This is a genomic window from Nonomuraea sp. LPB2021202275-12-8, from assembly GCF_037044575.1.
GTDB lineage: Bacteria > Actinomycetota > Actinomycetes > Streptosporangiales > Streptosporangiaceae > Nonomuraea.
Genome location: NZ_JBAHWD010000035.1, coordinates 43,559 through 61,283 on the forward strand (window position 1 = coordinate 43,559; position 17,725 = coordinate 61,283).

Consider the following 17,725-nt stretch of genomic DNA (forward strand, 5'->3'; position numbering starts at 1 on the left):
GGGATGATTTTCGCTAGGACCTGCGCACGCGCCCCGGCCGCGCGACCGCGCACAAAGGCGTGCATCGAGCGTGCATTTGGCCACTGACCTGACCACCCTGCCTGCCGCACCCTGAGGTGCCGGCGTTTCAGCATGAGACGCAGGCCAACAGAGGGAGAAACGGCATGCGATCTCACAAGCTCATACAGGCGCTCGTGCTGACAGCGGGCCTGGCCGTCTCGGCGGCTGTGTCCGCGGCGCCCGCCAGCGCGACGACCGCGGCCGCCACGTGCCGGGTGGAACTGAACTTCGTGGACGCCTACGACACGGATGAGAACAGCGGCGACGAGATCAAGATCAACCTCGCCGGGTACATGTACCCCAGCGGCAACCAATACGTCGCCATGGATAACGGTGATCGCGCCTATTCCGGCAACTTCGCCAACCCGACCACCACCATCGGCACCACCGGATCAGCACTGTTCAGCCTGCGCGAGGTCACCCCGCCCGCCGTCGGCCAAGGCAAGCAGCTCGGCTCGGTCACCGCGTGGGGCTCCACCTGCGCCACGCTCGCCACCGGACAGATCACCTACATCCCGCAGCACGTCTTCGGCGGCGACTACTGGTACTACATGAGCCTGGTGATGACCGGCCTGTAACTCGCCGGGGACTGTCGCGAGGCACCAACGCGCGCACGCGCAAGAGGACTGCGTAGCCGGGGCGAGATCTGTCATCGTGACGATGACAGATCCGTCATCATCGTGACGACATCGCGGCCGTCGTTGTTCATCGCCTTGAGGACGGCGCGGGACGGGGCTCACCTTCGAGATCGGCCACGAGCGTCAACGCCATGTCCTCCAGCAAGCGGTAACCCGTCGAGCGCGCCCCGTCCAACGCTTGACGGGCGTACGAGAGCGCCCGGTCGTGAGCGCCCAGGCCGGCGTGCGCACGGGCGAGGCCGAGCAGCGCCCTGACCTGCAGGTACCGCATGTCTGCCGCAACCGCGTGCCCGAGCGCTCGCTGCTGGGCGTCGATGGCCTCCCCGTGATTCCCGATCAGCGTCTGAACGGTGCCGAGGACGTGCGTGGCGAGGCACATGGAATAGACATGGTGCGCTCCCTCGGCGCGCTCACTGGCCGACGCCGCCAACTCGAGGGCGAGATCGAGGTGGCCCGCGTCGCGGCGGATCTCCGCCAGCGTGGTCAGGCTCTTGGACTCGGGCACGTGCAGGCCGCTCGCGCGGTCGTGGCCGAGCGCCTCGGTGGCGAGGGTCAGCGCCTCATCAAGGTCACCGCTGATGCGCCGGACGGTCGCGAGCTCGTTAAGGGAGTGGCTCACCGCACTGTCACGCAGGCCCCGGTGAAGGGCGATGGCGCCGCGCAGGTGTCGTTCCGCCGCCTCCACATCGCCGAACTCGAGACGGACGATGCCCAGATTGCTGGTGGCGTTGGCCTCGCCGTAGACGTCGCCGATCTTACGGTTGAGCTCCACTGAGACGGTGAAGTGGTCAATGGCCTGGCGCAGCTCGCCCTGGTCGTGGCAGGCAGAGGCGGCGTTGTTGTGCGCGGCGGCGGCGCCGGAGAACCAGCCCGCGCGCTCGCTGTGCTGAACGGCCAGTTCGCAGGCGGTGCGGGCCGCGGCGAAGCTGGAGCGGCACAGAGCGGCGGAACCCACGCACAAGTGCGCCGCCGCCAGGCCAAGCAGGTCGTTCTCTACAGTGGCCGCATGCACGGCGGCGTCGGCGGTGACCGCGATGTCGGCAAGGCTGACGGCGGTGTGGTTGACGAAGTGGCCGCGCAGGGCGTCGGCGATCAACCAGGCGTGCCGCCTTGACCCACTGATGGGGGGCTGATGGGGGGGCTGATGGGGGACGGTGTCGGTCGCGCCGGCGGCGTGCAGGGCGAAGGCGACGAGATTGGCCCGCTCCGCGGTGAGCCAGGCCATCGCCTCGGCGCGCGGCTTGCGCTCGGGCGCGGCTCGGGGAGGGAGGCGGGTGATCGAGGGATAGGCGCTCGCCGCGGCCGCGACGGCCTCGGTCACGTACCAGTCACCGAGGCGTTCGACGGCCTGGCCGCTGTCCAGTGGGTCGTTCTCGCGGAGCACAAGTTCCCCGGCGTACTGGCGGAGCAGGTCGTGGCAGGTGTGCCGGTACGGCCGGTGCTCGTCGAGCAGGTGGGCGGCGGTGAGGCGGTCCAGGAGCCGTCCAGCCTCGGCGGCGTCGATGTCCGCCAACGCGGCAGCGGCCGGAGCGGTGATGTCGGCCCCCGGGACCAGCCCGAGCAGCCGGAACAGGCGCCGCTCCGCATCCGGCAATCCCGTGTAGGACAGATCGAACGCCGCCCGCACCGCCACGTCGCCGTCGATCTGCAGCACGTCCAGCCCTCTGGCGGCCAGCGCCGCGGCGTACTCGGCCAGCGACCGGCGCGGACGCGTAGCCAGCGTGGCGGCGGCCACTCGTAAGGCCAGCGGGAGGCGGCCACACAGCCGTGCGACCTGCTCGGCCGCCTCCGGCTCCGCGAACAGCCGCTGATCTCCGAGCACGGACGCCAGCAGCCGGACGCTTTCGTCATGGCCGAGCACGCCAAGCGACAGCCCCCGGGCGCCGTGGGAAGCAGCCAGCCCGGCGAGCGCGTTGCGGCTGGTGATCAGGATCAGGCAACCGGGAGCGCCAGGTAACAGGGGCCGTACCTGCTCGGCCGTCCGCGCGTCGTCGAGCAGCACGAGCATCCGCCGGCCCGACAGATGCGAGCGGTACAGGCCGGCCGCCGCCTCCTCTTCTTCGGGGATCCGCTCGGGGGGTACTCCGAGCGAGCCGAGCATCCGCACCAGTGCCTCCAGCGGAGCCGTCGGCGGGCGGCGCGCGTGTCCGCGCAGATCCACGTAAAGCTGGCCGTCGGGGAACTCCTCCGCCATGAGATGGCCGAACCGTACGGCCAGGGCGGTCTTGCCCATCCCGGCCGCGCCGGTGATGGTCGTGACGACGGGCGCGCCGTCGGACACTGCGTGCTGACGCAGCAGGGTCAGGTCGCGCTCGCGCCCCACGAAGCCGGTCACGTCGGCGGGCAACTCGGCGGGCACCAGCCTCGCGTCGCCTCGTCTATGGAAGGCGTCCAGGTCAGGATCGTCAGCGAGTATCGCCGCCTCCAGCCGTCGCAGCTCGGGCCCGGGGTCGAGGCCGAGTTCGTCTGCCAGCAGGGCCTCCCCCGCGCGGTACACGTCCAGCGCGTCGGACCGCCGCCCGGAGCCGTGCAGTGCCACCATGAGCAGCCCCCGCAGGCGTTCCCTCAGCGGATGCTCGGCGAGCAGCTCCGACAGCTCGCCGACCAGGTTGCGGTGCCGACCGAGGGCGAGGTCCAGTTCGGCCCGCTCTTCGAGGACGGCCAGCCGCAGTTCCTCCCACCGTCCCACATAGGCCGCGATCTCCTCCAGCTCCAGGTCGGCGAGCACCGGGCCGCGCCACAGCGCCAATGCCCGGCCGAGCAGGTCGCTGGCCTCGGCCGTCCGTCCTTCCTGCGCCGCCTGCCGGCCCCGCTCGACGCACTGCTCCGCGCAGTGCGCGTCCACCAGGCCGCCGCTCAGCTGATAGCCGGACCCTACGGTCCTGAGGATCTCTGGCTCGGCTCCCGCTTCGCGCAGTCCCCGACGTAGCGCCGCCACCGCGATCATGACCTGGTTGCGAACGGTCGCCGGCGGGTCCTGCCCCCACGCGCCGGTCAGGCGGTCGATGCTGAGCACCTGGCCGTGGCTGACCACCAGCATGGCCAGAACCGCCCGCGCCCGCGGGCCGCCCAATCGGACCAGCCGCTCGCCGACCGTCGCTTCGAGCCGCCCCAGAATGCTGAACCGCACGTCATGAGCCCCCATGGAGATCACGATAGCGAGCGCGATCCTCGTCAGCCGCCGGTTCCCCGCGGGCGATCAGTGGAGCGGAGGTCCCGTCCGCCGCACCCGCCGGCGCGATCCGAGCGGCCTTGATCCGGGCGGAGACCTGCTCAGCGACGGGCACCGGTGTCCAGATCGTGCAGCAGCCACGCGGTGGTGCCCTCAGCACGGCCCCGGGCGGTTCTGGCGGGGCGCGTCGATGGACGCGGCCATCCTCACCCGGCTCCTGCTGCCGCTATCGGCCGCCCTTCCCCGGCCGTCTCAGGACCAGGTGACCGGCAGCGCGTGCACGCCGAAGATGAGCATCTCGTTGCGCACCGGCACCTGCTCGGCCGGCACCGCCAGGCGCAAATCCGGCAGCCGGGAGATCAGTTCGCCCAGCCCTATCCGCATCTCGATCCGGGCCAGCTGCTGACCCAGGCACTGGTGAACCCCATGCCCGAAGGCCAGGTGCGGAGTACGCGAGCGGTGCAGGTCGAGCGCGTCGGGATCGGCCCAGTGCCGCGGGTCCCGGTTGACCTCGGGCGTGGCGATCACGACGGTCGCGCCGGCCGGGATGTCCACACCGCCCAGCGTCACCGGCTCCGTGGTGACCCGGCTGACCCCGAGCTGGATGATCGACAGGAACCGCAGCAGCTCCTCCACCGTGTTGTCGATCAGGCCCGGATCGGCACGCAGCGCCGCGAGCTGGTCGGGATGTTCCAGCAACGCGAAGGTACCCAGACCCAGCATGTTCGCCGTGGTCTCATGGCCCGCGTTGAGCAGGACGAGTGCGACATCGACCAGCTGCGCGTCCGTCAGGGGCGGGTCGGCGTCGTGGATGAGCCCGGACAGCAGGTCATCGGCGGGGTTCGAGCGCTTGCCGGCCACCAGCCGCCGCATGAACGCATACAGCTCGGCGCGGGCCGTCGCCGCCTTCTCCGGGGTCGAGTTCGCGTTCAGCCCGACCGCCGTACGCTCCTGGAACTCCCCACGGTCGGCGTAGTCCACGCCCAGCAACTCGCAGATGACCAGCGACGGCAGCGGCAACGCGAACGCCGGCACCAGATCGGCCTGCGTGCCCGCCGCCTTCATCGCCTCGATGTGCTCGACCGCGATCTCCGTCACCCGCGACTCCAGCTCGCGCATCCGCCGCACCGTGAACTGACCCGTCAGCAGCCGGCGCAACCGGGTGTGCTCCGGCGGGTCCATGAAGACGAAGATCCCGTCCTCCCGCTCCGCCACCTCCGCCTTCGACGGCTCCGCCGCCTCCATCTCGGCCACCTCGTCCGGCTGCAGCGACGTCGCGTCCCGATGGCGCATCTTGTCGGCGCTGAAACGCGCGTCCGACAGCACCGTACGGGCCTCCTCGAAGCCCGTGACCAGCCATGCCCGCGCGCCATTCAGCAGACCCAACGGCCGGACCGCGCCCTCTCCCCGCAGACCCGGCGGCGGATCGAACGGGCAACGCCCCCGCTCCACCATGTCCACCGGCAGGATCCGCCGCATCGCCGTGGGGCTCGCGCTCGGAGACTTCTCGGTCAAGCTGTTGTCGGCCATCAGCACGTCCTGTTCGAATCGGCCTTAGGGTACGCGACTGTACCTAATTGGGGAAACGGTAAGGCACCGCGATAAGATACGCAAGTGAATCGCAAGCACGAGCGGATCGCGGGTGAGCGCGGGACGATCGGGGCGCAGGCGGCGGAACGTCCTGCCGACGGCGGCACGACCCGCGACAGCGGCGCATCCCGTCGGCGCGGCCCCAAACTCGAGGACGCGCTCCTCGACGCCGCGTGGGACGTACTGGTCGAGCACGGATATCACAGCTTCACCTATGAAGCGGTCGCCGCCCGCGCCGGCACGAGTCGTCCTGTTCTCTACCGGCGCTGGCCACAGCGCGACGACCTGCTGCTGGCCACTCTCACCAAGTTCTGGCGGCTGATCGCGGTGCCCGACACCGGCAGCCTCCGCGATGACGCGATCGGCTTCCTGCGCAACGCCGACGCCGACCGCGCAGGCATGATCACGTTGATGAGCGTGCAGCTGGCGGACTACTTCCGCGACACCGGTACCAGCCTCAGCGAGCTCCGCGACGCCCTGCTCACGCCGGGCCAGGCGACCGCCTTCGAGACGATCGTCGCGCGCGCGGTCGAGCGCGGCGAGCTGCCCGACGTGCCGCGTTCGACCCGCGTGGTGAACCTGCCGTTGGACCTGTTGCGCCACGACATGTTCATGACGATGCGCACGGTGTCGGACGAGTCGATCGTCGAGATCGTGGACGAGGTGTGGCTGCCGCTGCTGGGGGTGCCTGGGGCCGCGTCCGCGTCGTAGGCTCCGGCCTCACCGACCTGAACCTCGCCTGCGACCTGGCCCGCCGGGATCACGGTGGTGATGCCCGCGGGTTCGCCGATGCGGTCGGATCGCTCGTGGCGGGTAGGCCTTGTCGCCTCGGACGCGGTCGGGGCGGGTACGTCTCCTGAGTTTTCCGCGGTGGTGTCGAACGGCGTCGAGCGCGTTCGTAGCCAAGATGAGAGGCCGGGCTCCACAGGTCCAACGGCGATGAGTTTCGCCGAGGTTTCCCAGCCCGTATCCACACACCCCGATCAACCGCACTCGAGGAGAGCATCATGACCGCTATCTACACCTTCGACGTCTTTTCCAGCCTCGACGGTGTCGACCACACTGGAAGCACCACTCGACTGGCCGGACGCGACCCTCGTGAGCGGCGACGCCGTCGACGTCGTCGCCCGGCTCATCTACCGGCCCACCCCGCATGTCTGAGTCCATCCTCGAACCCCGCGCCGGCGCGGACCAGAGCGACAAGGTGGGGCGTTGACCGCGCGCCGCTGTGGTGTTCGCCGCCTTGTACCGTTGCGGGCTCAAGGTTGATCATCGAGCAGCGGGTGGGGCGCAAGCCGGTGGCCCCACTCGGCGACCGGTGAACAGGTCGAGTTGTGACCCTGTCTATAGGCGGCGGTTCCCAGCTGCTGTTGGCGGAAGCCCGGCGCCGAGGACGATCGCCGCCGGTGCCTTGGGTCGGCGGGTGTCACTTCTCGGCCGTGCCGGGTTCCCCGCTGATGGACTCCTGATAGACGTCCGCGTAGGTGCGCGAGTCCTTGACCAGGTCGTCGCAGAAGGCAGCGACGTCGTTGCCGATGAGTTCCAGGACTCCCTTGCCGGCCGCGACGCCCTCCTCGAAGAAATCGACGATCCCTGAGAGCAGGGACCCGTCAAGCAAGTCGATCGGTCCAACCTTGAAGAAGTACCTCTGAATCTCCTTGTAGACGCTCTGGTAGTCCGGCGGGAGCGCCTTGACCCGCGCCATGTGCGCCCGCCACTGCTTCTTGCCCTCGATGATGTCCTGGATGCCCACGTCAGCCTCCTAGCCGGCCCAGTTTCCTTGCGACGTTCCTGTTCAACTGCTCGCGCCACCGGTCGCGATAGCTCCGAGCCCCTTCTCCGCCGGCCAGCGCCGCGCAGAAACCCTGGATGTCGTCACCCAGCACATCGTGAATGCTCTGCCCATCGGCCGCTGTCTCTTCGAGCAGCCCCAGAGCACCGTCGAGAATCGGCATCAGGTTTCGACCTGTGAAGTCCGAGTAGGGAAAAAGATGACCCTTGATCTCTTCCCACGCCGCCCGGTAGTCGGCCGGCAATGCCTCTGCCCGAGCTTCGAACGCCTTCCATTCCCTGGTGAGATCGCTGCCTGTAATGGTCTCCCAGAAGTTCATCTCCCGCCCTCCTTGAGCTTGTCGATCCGTGCTGTGATGTACTCCCATTTCGCCCAGAACGTCGCGAGTTCCTCGCGCCCCGCGTCGTTGAGCGCATAGAACTTACGCGGCGGGCCAAGTCCGGACGGTCGTTTCGTCACCTGGACGAGCCCGTTCTTCTCCAGTCGCAGCAGGATGGTGTAAACCGTCCCCTCGACGACGTCGACGAAGCCGAGTTCGTTCAGCCGACGCGTGATGGCGTACCCGTAGGTCTCCTCGCTGCCGATGATCTCAAGCACGCAGCCCTCAAGCGTGCCCTTCAGCATCTCCGTCAGGTCGTCCATCGTGGGTCCTCTTCAGTCCCTCCTGGTACTCTGTGGTACCGAGTACCACTACACGGTACCACAGAGTAGTGGACGGTGAATGCCCAGCAAGCGGCGGACACTGACCACGGAAGCGATGCGAATCATCGGCGAAGGGATCAAATGCCGACGTATCGGCAGAGGCCAGACTTCAGCCGATGCTGGCAGTCAGCGGGCGTCCGCAGCGTTGATGACCGGTCTCGACGCCACTGCCATCAGGTGGGCGCTGATCCCCAGCATGGAGGGCTCAGACTCGGTCAGCCGAATCGCTCGCATCAGATGCTCCGACTCTCGCAGCAATTCCTCAAGGTTGCCCAGCGGCCCCGCGAACCCCTCCACGGCCAAGAGACGTTCGTGGATGAAGCCGGCCTGCTCCACTTCCGGTCCCACATTCTCTATCCGGTGGAAATACGCCCAAAAGACCTCATCAGGCCTGTCCGGGGTATTGCTCTCGCCTGTGCGCAGATTCAGGTCGAACGTGTCCCAGATCTTTTGATCGCCTAGAAGGCCCTGGGCGGTCGCGTCGATGATCCACGCGTAGCGGCTGATGACCTCGGCCAGTAGCCGGCCTCCAGGCCGCAGCACCCGAAAGGCTTCCTGCAGCGCCAACTGCCGGTCGGCGGCGTCGCCAAGGTGATAGAGCGGGCCCATCAGCAGCACTGCGTCAAAACTCGCGTCGGGTAGCGGAAGACTACGAGCATCTCCGAGATGGCATGAGAAGCCGGCATCGGTGGCGACAGTGGAAGCTTGTTCGATGTGCTTTGGCACCGGATCGACCAGCACCACCTCATAGCCGAGCCCGGCCAGATGTGACGCGTGCGTGCCCGGACCACCCCCGACGTCGGCGACCCGTCCGCCCTCAGGAAGGAACCGCTCGAAGATGTCCCAGGTGCGCCGGCGGGTGAGTTCGCCACGGGCCGTGGCCCAGAGACGGCCGGCCTCATCGTTCAGCACGTAGTGCCGAAGCACCCGCTCGTCGGCTGTCACGTCAGACAGTCCCCCTTGCGTTGCCGGCTCGGCACCCGAGTTTGGCAGGGTGTCTGCTGCGTGATCAACGCCTTTCGAGCTTGCAGCCAGGCCGCTGATGCACGGCATGCGAGACCCTGTACGGCACCTTGACAAATCAAATGAACGGTTTTTTGATACCTCCATGGGACGCATCGCCGGTGTAACCCCCGCCGAGACCCGTGAGCGGCTGCTGCGCGCGGCCGCCGAGGTCTTCGCGAAGCACGGATATGACGGCACCCGGGTGGCGGACATCGCCGCAGCCGCGGGGATGAGCAACGGCGCGCTGTACACCCATTTCGACTCGAAGGCGGAGCTGCTCGTGGCCGCCTTGCACGCGCACGCGCAGCCGATGCTCGCCGGCCTGCTGGCCGCCGATCCCAACCGGTCGATCAGAGACGTGCTGCTCATCGTCGGCCGGAGCCTGCCCCGCCGTCAGGACACCCACGGTCATCTCATCGTCGAGGCTCTGGTGGCGGCTCGCCGCGACGAGGAGGTCGCCCGGCCGATGCGCGAACACGTCGGCCAACGAGCCGCCTCGATGGCCGACCTGGTGCGCACGGCCCAAGCCGGCGGCGAACTCGACCCCGCGCTGTCGCCGGACGCGATCGCCCATTTCTGTCTGCTGCTGGCCATGGGCAGCGCGCTGCTGACCGCGGACCTGCATCCGGTCGACGACGAGGAGTGGGCAGCGCTGCTCATCCGCGTCCTGACCGCGCTGAGCGCGACAGAGCACCACTAACGAACAGAGACCACCACAGTCAGGAAGGGCACAGATGGGGAACGACATCATGAAAGTTCTGATCGACCCCGAACGTTGCCACGGCCACGGCCGCTGCTACGACCTCGCCCCTGACATGTTCGGTGAGGACGGCGAAGGCTACGGCACGGTCCTCGGCGACGGCTCCGTGGCCCCGGGCAAGGAGCCTGACGCGCGCCTGGCGGCGTCCAACTGTCCCGAACGGGCGATCGGCCTTGAAGGAGTCCTGCGATGAGCGCGGACGACCGCTTCGGCGATGACCTCGAACGAGCGCGCAGGGAACGGTTGCTCGGCGGCTATCAGAGCGAGATCGTCACCGATCCGGTCTCGGACTGGGCGACGGACTTCTCCCACGTGGACCCCGAGTGGGCCGCGGACCCGTACCCGATCCAGGACGACCTGCGCCAACGCTGCCCGATCGCGCACACCGACCGGTTCGGCGGCGCGTGGCTGCCGACACGGTACGAAGACGTCTCGGCCATCGCCTACGACACCGAGCACTTCAGCTCCCGGGCCATCATCGTGAGCCACCTCCGGCCTCCCAAGGAGATGGCCCCCGTGGGCGGCGCACCGCCGATCTCCTCCGACCCGCCCTTCCACCACGACGCGCGCAAACTGCTGCTGCCGGCCTTCACCAAGGCAGCCGTCGCCAAACAGGAGGCCGGCACCAGGGCGTTCTGCCACTCGCTCATCGACGCGATGGAGGGGAAGGAGGTAGTGGACGCGGCCCGCGAGTACGCCAAGCACATCCCGATGCGGGTCATCGCCGACATGCTCGGCTTCCCGCAGGAGGACTCGGAGAAGTTCAGCGCGTTCGTCGAGAACACGCTGGAGAACATCAACGCCTCCCACGAGGAGCGTCTGGAGCGGTTCAACAAACTGTCGGACTACCTGCTGACGCAGATCCGCGACCACATCGACAATCCCCGCGACGACCTGACCACCCAACTCCTCGACGCCGAACTCCATGGCGAAAAACTCCAGCCCACCCACGTCCTGGGCACGATCAACCTCCTGCTCATCGCCGGCATCGACACCACCTGGAGCGCCATCGGCGCCTCCCTGTGGCACCTGGCCAGGACACCCGCCGACCGCGAGCGCCTGATCGCCGAACCGGCCCTGCTGCCGACCGCGATGGAAGAATTCCTGCGCGCCTACGCCCCGGTCACGATGGCCCGGCTGGTCAAGGAGGACATGCACTGGAACGGCGTCGACATGAAAGCCGACGACTGGGTCCTGCTGCCCTTCCCTGCGGCCAACCGCGATCCGGCCCAGTTCGACCGAGCCGGCGAAGTGATCATCGACCGCGAGATCAACCGGCACGCCGCCTTCGGCCTCGGCATCCACCGCTGCGTCGGATCCCACCTGGCCCGCATGGAATTGCGGATCGCCCTCGAAGTCTGGCTCGAACGCATCCCCCACTTCACCCTCGACGACCCCACCGCCGTCACCTGGGCCGCCAGCCAGGTCCGCGGCCCCCGCGCCCTCCCCATCCGCATCTGCTGACAAGGGGCGACGATCCCGCAAGCGACTAGAGAAGGGAGATCAGCGATGGCCCGACTGCTGCGCCGCTTCGCCGAGACCCGTCCGGACGAACTCGCGCTGGCCGATGAGGACGGCGTCACCACGTGGCGCGAGCTGAACGAGCGGGTCGACCGGCTGGCTGGCGCGCTCCTCGGTTCGGGGCTCGGCGCCGGTGATGTCATCGCCCTCCACGCGGCCAACCGCCGCGAGTATTTCGAGGTCATGGTGGCCGCCAGCCACATCGGCCTGCGCTACGTCCTGGTCAACTGGCACTGGACCGCCCAGGAACTCCGCTACGTCCTGCAGGATGCCGGCGTGCGGGCCCTGTTCTCCGAGCCGGCCTTCGTCGCGCAGGCGAGCGAGGCCGTCGAAGGGCTCGATCTGCCCACGCGGGTGGCCTTCGGTGCCGGCATCGCCGGGTTCACCCCGTACGCGCAATTCGTCGCCCCCCCGGCGGACGAGCCCGAGACGCAGGTCATGGGCAGCCCGATGTTCTACACCTCCGGGACCACCGGCCGGCCCAAAGGCGTCAGCCGCAAGCAGTCCACCGTGGGAATGCCCGTGGACATCCTCGCCCTGGCCTCCGATCGCTTCGCCAGATCCTTCTCCATCCCTGATCACGGCCGCACGCTCCTGGCGGGCCCCGCCTACCACTCGGCCCAGTGGATGTTCTCCTTCATGGCGCTCCTGGGCGGCCGGTCCGTCGTCATGCGGCGCGCGTTCGACCCCGCCCAGACCCTGCACCTGATCGACGAGCATGCGATCACCAACGTCCACCTGGTGCCCACCCAGTTCGTCCGCCTGCTGCGTCTGGATCCGGCCACCAGGCAAGCCTTCTCCGGAAGCAGCCTCGCCGCCATTTGGCACGGCGCCGCCCCCTGCTCGCCGCAGGTCAAACGCCAGATGATCGACTGGATGGGGCCGGTCGTCCACGAGTACTACGGCTCGACCGAAGCGGGCATCAACACGATCATCACCGCGGAGCAGTGGCTGGCCAAGCCCGGCAGCGTCGGACGCCCGCAGCCCACGACGGAGATCCACATATTGAACTCCGAGGGCACCCCCGTCAAGCGTGGGGAGCAGGGCCAGATCTGGTTCCGTTACACCAACGGCGACGACGTCGAGTACTGGGGTGACCCGGACAAGACCGCCTCGATTCACCGTACCGGCGGCCTGTTCACCACCGGAGACATCGGCTACTTCGACGAGGACGGTTACCTGTTCCTGTGCGACCGCGCCATCGACATGATCATCAGTGGTGGCGTGAACATCTACCCGGCCGAGATCGAGAACGTACTGGTCGCCCATCCGGCCGTCCGGGACGTCGCGGTGTTCGGCGTACCCGACGACGAGTACGGCGAGCAGGTCAAAGCCGTCGTCGAGTTGGCGGATGACGCCCAGGAGACCGACGATCTTCCCGGCGCGCTGATGGCCCACTGCCGCGGCTCCCTGGCCGGGTACAAGGTGCCCCGCTCGATCGACTTCGTCCCCGAACTGCCCCGCACCCCGACCGGCAAGCTCTACAAGCGGCTGCTCCGCGCCCCCTACTGGCAGGACGGCTCCCGCCAGATCTGACCCCTGATGAGAGGTGTCGTGACCGACGCATCTTCGCTCCTGGCCATGCTGGACCTGGAACAGCTGGACAGCGACCTGTTCGTGGCGCCAGCCGGCGGGCTCGGCTGGGAACGGACCTTCGGTGGCCAGGTGGTGGCGCAGGCTCTGCGCGCCGCGTGTCTGACCGTCGACGGTCCCAGAGACGTGCACTCCCTGCATTCGTACTTCATCCGGCCGGCCCGACCGGGAGAGGCCCTGCGTCTCCATGTCGCCAGGACCCGGGACGGGCGCACGTTCTCCACCCGCTCGGTGACCGCCGTCCAGGAGGGCAAACCGATCTTCGAAATGATCGCCTCCTTCCACGAGCCCGAACCGGGAGAGAGCTGGCAGGCAGCCGGCGTGCCCTCGGTACCGCAGCCGGAGGAGTTGCCGTCCCTCCAGTTCCCCTGGTGGTCCGAGGGCGATCGGCAGTTCGAGATCCGTCCCGTCGCCGCCGCCGAGGGATTCCCGATCTCCCACCCGTTCTGGATTCGGCTGACCGCGCCTGTCGGCGGCGACCCCGACCTGAACGCGTGCCTGCTCACCTACCTGTCGGACATCGCCGTCGTCCAGGCCGCCCGATCCCCGCACACGCAGGCGCGCCACACCCTGCTGGTGAGCCTCGACCACGCGATCTGGTTCCACCGCCGGCCCCGCGTCGATGAGTGGCTCCTGTACGACATGAACTCGGTCGCCCATATCGGCACTCGCGGGCTGGCCCAGGGGTCGATACGCACCGCCGACGGGACACTGATCGCCTCGGTGGCCCAGGAAGCCCTCCTCCGGTCATGAGACCGCCCGCGGGCCGCGGCCAGGTGTCCAACGGATTCCGGGGCGTCCGCGCCGCAAGCGGAGGCGGTCCAGCCAGCTCTTCCCCTCGCTGCCGGACAGGCCCCGCCCGCCACCGTCGACGCCTTCGCTTCCACGTTCCCCTGTCTCGTGCGGTTCTTGGGCTCTCCCCTACTCGCCGAGCTGGTCGCGCAGCCATACGCACGCCCGCGTGAACCGGCTGCGTCCCGGGTTCGCCGCCAGCGCCGTCACCTCCGGGATCGGGCCGCGCGCGCCCGTCCAGGCGGCGACGTCCGCCGCGAGCGTCATCGCCTCGACATGCGCGACGGACGGCCGCTCGCCCGTGCAGGGCAGCAGGGCGGGCAGCAGGCTCGTCAGCATCCGCCACACCTCCGCGTGCGCGCCCTGCCGGGCGGCCTCGGCCAGCACGGCCACGACCGGGCGCGGCTCGACATGCGTACGGCGCATCAGCAGCGCGAGCTGGCGGCCCACCGTCTCAGCCGGCAGCCCACCCCTGGCCGCCATCCGCACCAGGAGCGCGATGGCCGCCGGATTCCGCTCGGCGACGAAGTGGGCCAGGACGACCGCCGTCGCGTCACCGGCGGGCCCGTCGGCGTCGATCAGCCCGTGCGCGCAGGGCGCGTAGACGCCGAGGCGGCGGCCCAGATGCGGCAGGTAGTTGACGGCCACGACCTCACGGTGCGAGGGCAGGATCGCCGGCCACCAGTCCATCGCCCGGCCGTGCTCGTCCCAGCCCCAGCGCGGCGGCTCACGCAGCAGCTCGTCGAGGATGTCGTGCCCGGTGGGCGCGGCCCGCAGCACCGGCACGAGGCGGAGTTCCCAGACGCGGTACCCGGGCTCGCGCTCGTCGTAGAAGTAGTCGGTGGCGCCCTCCATGTAAGCCCACCGCAGGCCCGCCTCCGGGTCCGGCAGCCCGCCCCCGGCCATCCACCCGGCGGCGGTGGCGGCGGCCCGCGAGCCGAGCCCGGCCGCCCGCGCGGCCGCGCCGGGGTGCGCGCCTCTCGGCAACCGCAGCAGCGCCTGCAGCAGATCAGCGGGCAGCGGCTCGACGCCGGCGGCCGCGCACACCGCCAGCCGGTCCACCAGCGCGTCCGGATCGAGGTGGCCGGTCAGCACCGTGGGCGTGGCCAGCAGCACGGGCGGCAGCGTGCCCTCCCGCAACGCCAGATAGAGCTCACTGAGCCGGTGCAGCAGGAAGAAGTGCGGCGGCGAGACCTGGCCGGGCTGCGGGAGCCGGTTTACGCGGCGGAACTCGGCCGCCGGGTCGGGCGGCTCGGGCCTGTGGAACAGCGGGCGCGGCCCGGAGTAGGTGAAGCCGACCCGGAACGCGCGGGGCTCGCCGGGCCCCGGCTCGGGGACCGGCAGCCCGTCGCGCATGGCGGCCACGCGTTCCTCCGACACGCCGATGCCCAGGAGCCGCTCGAAGACCTCCGCGCGCACGTGCTCGGGGAGCTGCGCGAACGCCCGCTCCGGCGCCCGCTCCTCCTCCCCCGGATCCTGTGGCTTCCGGGATTCTTCGGCTGCCGGTGGTTCGTCCTCGTCGGCGTCCGGCACGACCATGACGCGCACCCGGAAGCTCGCCCCCTCCCACGGATCGACGGGCTCGGGCTCGGGCAGTCCAGGATCGGAGCCGGGCGAGATCAACTCCATGGCCAGGCCGGCGATCCACATGCTGGGGTCCATCCAGCGGGGGTAGTGGAACAGGTCGGGGTAGGCGCCGCCGAACTCGTCCGCCAGCGTCCGCCGCAGCTCCTCGCGGTCACCGGCGGCCTGCGCCACGAAAGCCGCCAGCCACCGCTCGCTGTCCACCCACCCGTACACGTTCCATCCCAGCCGTACGGTGGGCTCCGGGAACGGCTCGAACACGACGGGCCTGAGCGGCGGCGGGGTGAACACCTCGGTGTTCTCCGGCTCGGCCAGGTCCCCGCCGAACACGGCGGCGACCCGCGACCCGAGGGACGCCGGGAGCAGGGGCACGGCCTCGGCGAGGATCTGCCCGGCCGGGGCGAGGGCGGCGGCATGCCGGAGCGCGAGCCGGGCGGCCCGCCCCTGAACCTCGTACGAGGCGTGCCCGAACGCCGCGGCGAGCGCGGCCGCCGCCTCGGGCGCGGGCGGCAGTTCCTCCGCCAGCCAGCGCAGGCCCGCCAGGGCCAGTTTGGCCTCCTGGCGGAAGGTCAGCGCGCCGATGGCCTCCGCCACGTCGGCGCTCTCGTGCGGACCGCCGCGCCGGAGCTGCGCGAGCGCCAGCTCGGCGACCGTGCCCGGCGCGGCGGGCAGCAGCCTCAGGTAGTCGCGTGTCCGCGCGGCGACCTCCTGCGGCGTCGGGTCCAGCATTCGGTGCAGCCGGACGAAGAAGCGCAGGCCGGCGGCGTCACCGCCGCGCAGGAAGCGGCGCAGGCAGCCGTCGAGCAGGTCGGCGCGCGAGACCCGCCCGGCCACCTGCAGCCGCCCGAGCAGGGCCAGCCAGCGGGTGGGACGGGGTTCGAGCCGCTCCTCACGCAGCACGCGCCCGGCTCCCTCGGCCTCGAAGATCCGCGGCAGCAGCGAACCGATCAGCGGGTCGTCGGCACTCGGCCGGGCCCTGAGCCAGGCGGTCACGAGCGGGTCGTGCTCGGGCGGCGGGGCGCCGCAGGCCCGCAGCAGCGCCAGCGCGAGCGGGGCGTTGCGGTCGTCGGCCGTGCGGATCCTCCTGGCCAGCCGGGCGGCCACGTCCGCCTGCCAGGCGGCGGGGCGGGCGGTCAGCACGCGGAGCACCTCGTCCGTCCCGCTCCAAGGGCCGGTGAACTCGCGGCGGGTCAGCCAGGCGACCGCGGCGGCGGCGCCGGACAGGGTGCCGGCGCCCGCGACGCGCAGCGCCTCGCCGTGCCCGCCGATCCCGTCGCCGGACTCCGGATCTCCCTCGTCCTCGCCCTCGTCGTCCAGGCCTGCCATCCACCGCCTCGCGGCACGGCGGCCGGCGGCCTCGCGCAGTTCCTTGCGCAGTTCGGGCAGCCGGCGCGCCACCTCGGCGCGGTGCTCGTCGCTCAGGTCGAGCACGTGGTCGGCCAGGTCGCGGATTCTGCGGGCGGTGACGAGGTCGCGGACCCGCGCCCAGGCCGTCGTGGAGTCGAAGATCACGGTCATGGACGGCACCCTAAAGATCAACTCCGACAAATCCGGGCGCCACTCCCACTCACGACTCGTGACGATCCTCGGCGAACAAGGTCTTCGCGCTCCCCCAAAGATCGTGCGATTGCCGACGGCCACGCACGCGCGCGGGTCACGGCCCGGTGTAGCGGCCCGGGGTGCAGCCGTACTCCTTGGTGAAGGCGGTGATGAACGCCGACGGGGTGGAGTAGCCGACACGGCGGGCCACCTCGGCCACCGGCTGGGTCTCCAGCAGCACCCTGGAAGTGCTGAGCCGCAGCTTGGTCCGCACCCGCGAGTACGGCATCCCGAACTCGCGTTCGAAGTCGCGTTGCAGCGTCTTGACGCTGACGTGCAGGCGCTCGGCCCACTCTTCGAGGCGTCCGGCGTCGCCGGGGTCGTGCGAGAGCGCGCGCGCCACCGTCAGCGCGAATCCGGCCCCGGTGGCGTGATGACCGACGAACTCGGCCGTCGTCGCCCCCAGCCCCGCCATGATGCGGTCGCGGGCGGCCAGCGCCTCGCGCTCGTCCTGGCCGGGGCGGGCGATGGACTGGACGAGCCGCGCCGCCTCCTGGCCGATCGAGACCGCGCCGGCCCGCAGTCCGCCGAGCGCCGGGGGCACCTCGCGCAGGCAGACGCGGTAGACGGTCTGCCGGTCGGCCGCGCGCACCTCGTGGGTGACGGCGCGATGCGCCCAGAACGCCTCCCGGTGACCGACGAACTGCGTGCGGGCGCCGTGCCGGGTCGACAGCATCCCGTCGGGTGACCAGTAGAGCTGGTGCAGGAAGTCCTGGCGGCTCTCGCGGAACTCCAGGACGGCTGCCGAGCGGTACTTGAGCACGAGGACGCCCCCGGGGCGGCCGAGCCCGTACCCGTACTCCTCGCACCAGAGCGGATCCGTCCCAGTGGGATCGGTGACCGTCACGGAGTGGCGTCCCAACGACATCGGATGGCCTCCCAGCGGCATCACAAGCAACTTTGGTAAGGGTAGCCTA

The 17,725-nt window shown here is 70.1% G+C and carries 15 protein-coding genes; 7 read left to right on the top strand and 8 right to left on the bottom strand.

Translation table 11 applies throughout. The features are described 5' to 3' along the window. The first annotated feature begins 164 nt into the window (after positions 1 to 164). Positions 165 to 638: a hypothetical protein gene (locus tag V5E28_RS39945; protein WP_336214939.1), complete on the top strand. Its 474-nt coding sequence runs from the start codon at positions 165 to 167 to the stop codon at positions 636 to 638. A 127-nt stretch (positions 639 to 765) separates the two neighbouring features. On the opposite strand, the gene V5E28_RS39950 is transcribed toward V5E28_RS39945, so the two are convergent. Then, a complete protein-coding gene (locus V5E28_RS39950; protein ID WP_336214941.1) occupies positions 766 to 3,843 on the bottom strand; it encodes an AfsR/SARP family transcriptional regulator in 3,078 nt (1,025 codons plus the stop codon). Positions 3,844 to 4,122: 279 nt separating this feature from the next. Beyond that, the gene (locus V5E28_RS39955) at positions 4,123 to 5,400 is read right to left on the bottom strand and encodes a cytochrome P450 (RefSeq protein WP_336214942.1); all 1,278 of its coding nucleotides are present in this window, start codon (positions 5,398 to 5,400) and stop codon (positions 4,123 to 4,125) included. Between the two features lie 84 nt (positions 5,401 to 5,484). Between V5E28_RS39955 and V5E28_RS39960 the strand changes: the two genes are divergently transcribed. Beyond that, positions 5,485 to 6,171: a TetR/AcrR family transcriptional regulator gene (locus V5E28_RS39960; RefSeq protein ID WP_336214943.1), complete on the top strand. Its 687-nt coding sequence runs from the start codon at positions 5,485 to 5,487 to the stop codon at positions 6,169 to 6,171. Positions 6,172 to 6,886: 715 nt separating this feature from the next. On the opposite strand, the gene V5E28_RS39965 is transcribed toward V5E28_RS39960, so the two are convergent. The 4 genes from V5E28_RS39965 to V5E28_RS39980 all read right to left on the bottom strand — a co-directional run bounded on the left by V5E28_RS39965 (position 6,887) and on the right by V5E28_RS39980 (position 8,899). Next, entirely contained in the window at positions 6,887 to 7,213 is a 327-nt protein-coding gene (locus tag V5E28_RS39965) for a DUF1048 domain-containing protein (RefSeq protein WP_336214944.1), read from the bottom strand. 1 nt (position 7,214) lies between these two features. Next, the gene (locus tag V5E28_RS39970; RefSeq protein ID WP_336214946.1) at positions 7,215 to 7,571 is read right to left on the bottom strand and encodes a DUF1048 domain-containing protein; all 357 of its coding nucleotides are present in this window, start codon (positions 7,569 to 7,571) and stop codon (positions 7,215 to 7,217) included. Beyond that, positions 7,568 to 7,894 carry a PadR family transcriptional regulator gene (locus tag V5E28_RS39975; protein WP_336214947.1) on the bottom strand — a complete coding sequence of 109 codons (327 nt, stop codon included), beginning with the start codon at positions 7,892 to 7,894 and terminating at the stop codon, positions 7,568 to 7,570. Before V5E28_RS39975 ends, V5E28_RS39970 begins: the two co-directional genes overlap by 4 nt. Positions 7,895 to 8,080: 186 nt before the next feature. Next, positions 8,081 to 8,899: a class I SAM-dependent methyltransferase gene (locus tag V5E28_RS39980; protein WP_336214949.1), complete on the bottom strand. Its 819-nt coding sequence runs from the start codon at positions 8,897 to 8,899 to the stop codon at positions 8,081 to 8,083. Between the two features lie 163 nt (positions 8,900 to 9,062). Here V5E28_RS39980 and V5E28_RS39985 point away from each other — a divergent pair, with 163 nt between their 5' ends. Genes V5E28_RS39985 through V5E28_RS40005 form a run of 5 tightly spaced genes read left to right on the top strand, consistent with a single transcriptional unit; the run spans position 9,063 to position 13,586 of the window. Then, positions 9,063 to 9,659, top strand: a complete 597-nt coding sequence (locus V5E28_RS39985; RefSeq protein WP_336214950.1) for a TetR/AcrR family transcriptional regulator — start codon at positions 9,063 to 9,065, stop codon at positions 9,657 to 9,659. A gap of 49 nt (positions 9,660 to 9,708) precedes the next feature. Continuing rightward, the gene (locus tag V5E28_RS39990; protein WP_336214951.1) at positions 9,709 to 9,912 is read left to right on the top strand and encodes a ferredoxin; all 204 of its coding nucleotides are present in this window, start codon (positions 9,709 to 9,711) and stop codon (positions 9,910 to 9,912) included. Continuing rightward, positions 9,909 to 11,183: a cytochrome P450 gene (locus V5E28_RS39995; protein ID WP_336214953.1), complete on the top strand. Its 1,275-nt coding sequence runs from the start codon at positions 9,909 to 9,911 to the stop codon at positions 11,181 to 11,183. Before V5E28_RS39990 ends, V5E28_RS39995 begins: the two co-directional genes overlap by 4 nt. Positions 11,184 to 11,228: 45 nt before the next feature. Beyond that, the gene (locus V5E28_RS40000; protein WP_336214955.1) at positions 11,229 to 12,776 is read left to right on the top strand and encodes an AMP-binding protein; all 1,548 of its coding nucleotides are present in this window, start codon (positions 11,229 to 11,231) and stop codon (positions 12,774 to 12,776) included. Positions 12,777 to 12,794: 18 nt separating this feature from the next. Continuing rightward, entirely contained in the window at positions 12,795 to 13,586 is a 792-nt protein-coding gene (locus V5E28_RS40005) for an acyl-CoA thioesterase (protein ID WP_336214956.1), read from the top strand. A 168-nt stretch (positions 13,587 to 13,754) separates the two neighbouring features. Here the strand turns inward: V5E28_RS40005 and V5E28_RS40010 are convergent, their stop codons facing one another. Continuing rightward, positions 13,755 to 16,727 carry a hypothetical protein gene (locus V5E28_RS40010; protein ID WP_336214957.1) on the bottom strand — a complete coding sequence of 991 codons (2,973 nt, stop codon included), beginning with the start codon at positions 16,725 to 16,727 and terminating at the stop codon, positions 13,755 to 13,757. A gap of 136 nt (positions 16,728 to 16,863) precedes the next feature. Further along, entirely contained in the window at positions 16,864 to 17,676 is an 813-nt protein-coding gene (locus V5E28_RS40015) for a helix-turn-helix transcriptional regulator (RefSeq protein WP_336214959.1), read from the bottom strand. Positions 17,677 to 17,725 lie beyond the last annotated feature (49 nt).

Excerpts from the sequence above, each read along its gene's own strand:
- V5E28_RS40000 (WP_336214955.1), top strand. The coding sequence starts at position 11,229 with ATGGCCCGACTGCTGCGCCGCTTCGCCGAGACCCGTCCGGACGAACTC.
- V5E28_RS39975 (WP_336214947.1), bottom strand. The coding sequence starts at position 7,894 with ATGGACGACCTGACGGAGATGCTGAAGGGCACGCTTGAGGGCTGCGTG.
- V5E28_RS39995 (WP_336214953.1), top strand. The coding sequence starts at position 9,909 with ATGAGCGCGGACGACCGCTTCGGCGATGACCTCGAACGAGCGCGCAGG.
- V5E28_RS39985 (WP_336214950.1), top strand. The coding sequence starts at position 9,063 with ATGGGACGCATCGCCGGTGTAACCCCCGCCGAGACCCGTGAGCGGCTG.
- V5E28_RS39945 (WP_336214939.1), top strand. The coding sequence starts at position 165 with ATGCGATCTCACAAGCTCATACAGGCGCTCGTGCTGACAGCGGGCCTG.
- V5E28_RS39970 (WP_336214946.1), bottom strand. The coding sequence starts at position 7,571 with ATGAACTTCTGGGAGACCATTACAGGCAGCGATCTCACCAGGGAATGG.
- V5E28_RS39990 (WP_336214951.1), top strand. The coding sequence starts at position 9,709 with ATGAAAGTTCTGATCGACCCCGAACGTTGCCACGGCCACGGCCGCTGC.
- V5E28_RS39955 (WP_336214942.1), bottom strand. The coding sequence starts at position 5,400 with ATGGCCGACAACAGCTTGACCGAGAAGTCTCCGAGCGCGAGCCCCACG.
- V5E28_RS40010 (WP_336214957.1), bottom strand. The coding sequence starts at position 16,727 with ATGACCGTGATCTTCGACTCCACGACGGCCTGGGCGCGGGTCCGCGAC.
- V5E28_RS39950 (WP_336214941.1), bottom strand. The coding sequence starts at position 3,843 with ATGGGGGCTCATGACGTGCGGTTCAGCATTCTGGGGCGGCTCGAAGCG.
- V5E28_RS40015 (WP_336214959.1), bottom strand. The coding sequence starts at position 17,676 with ATGTCGTTGGGACGCCACTCCGTGACGGTCACCGATCCCACTGGGACG.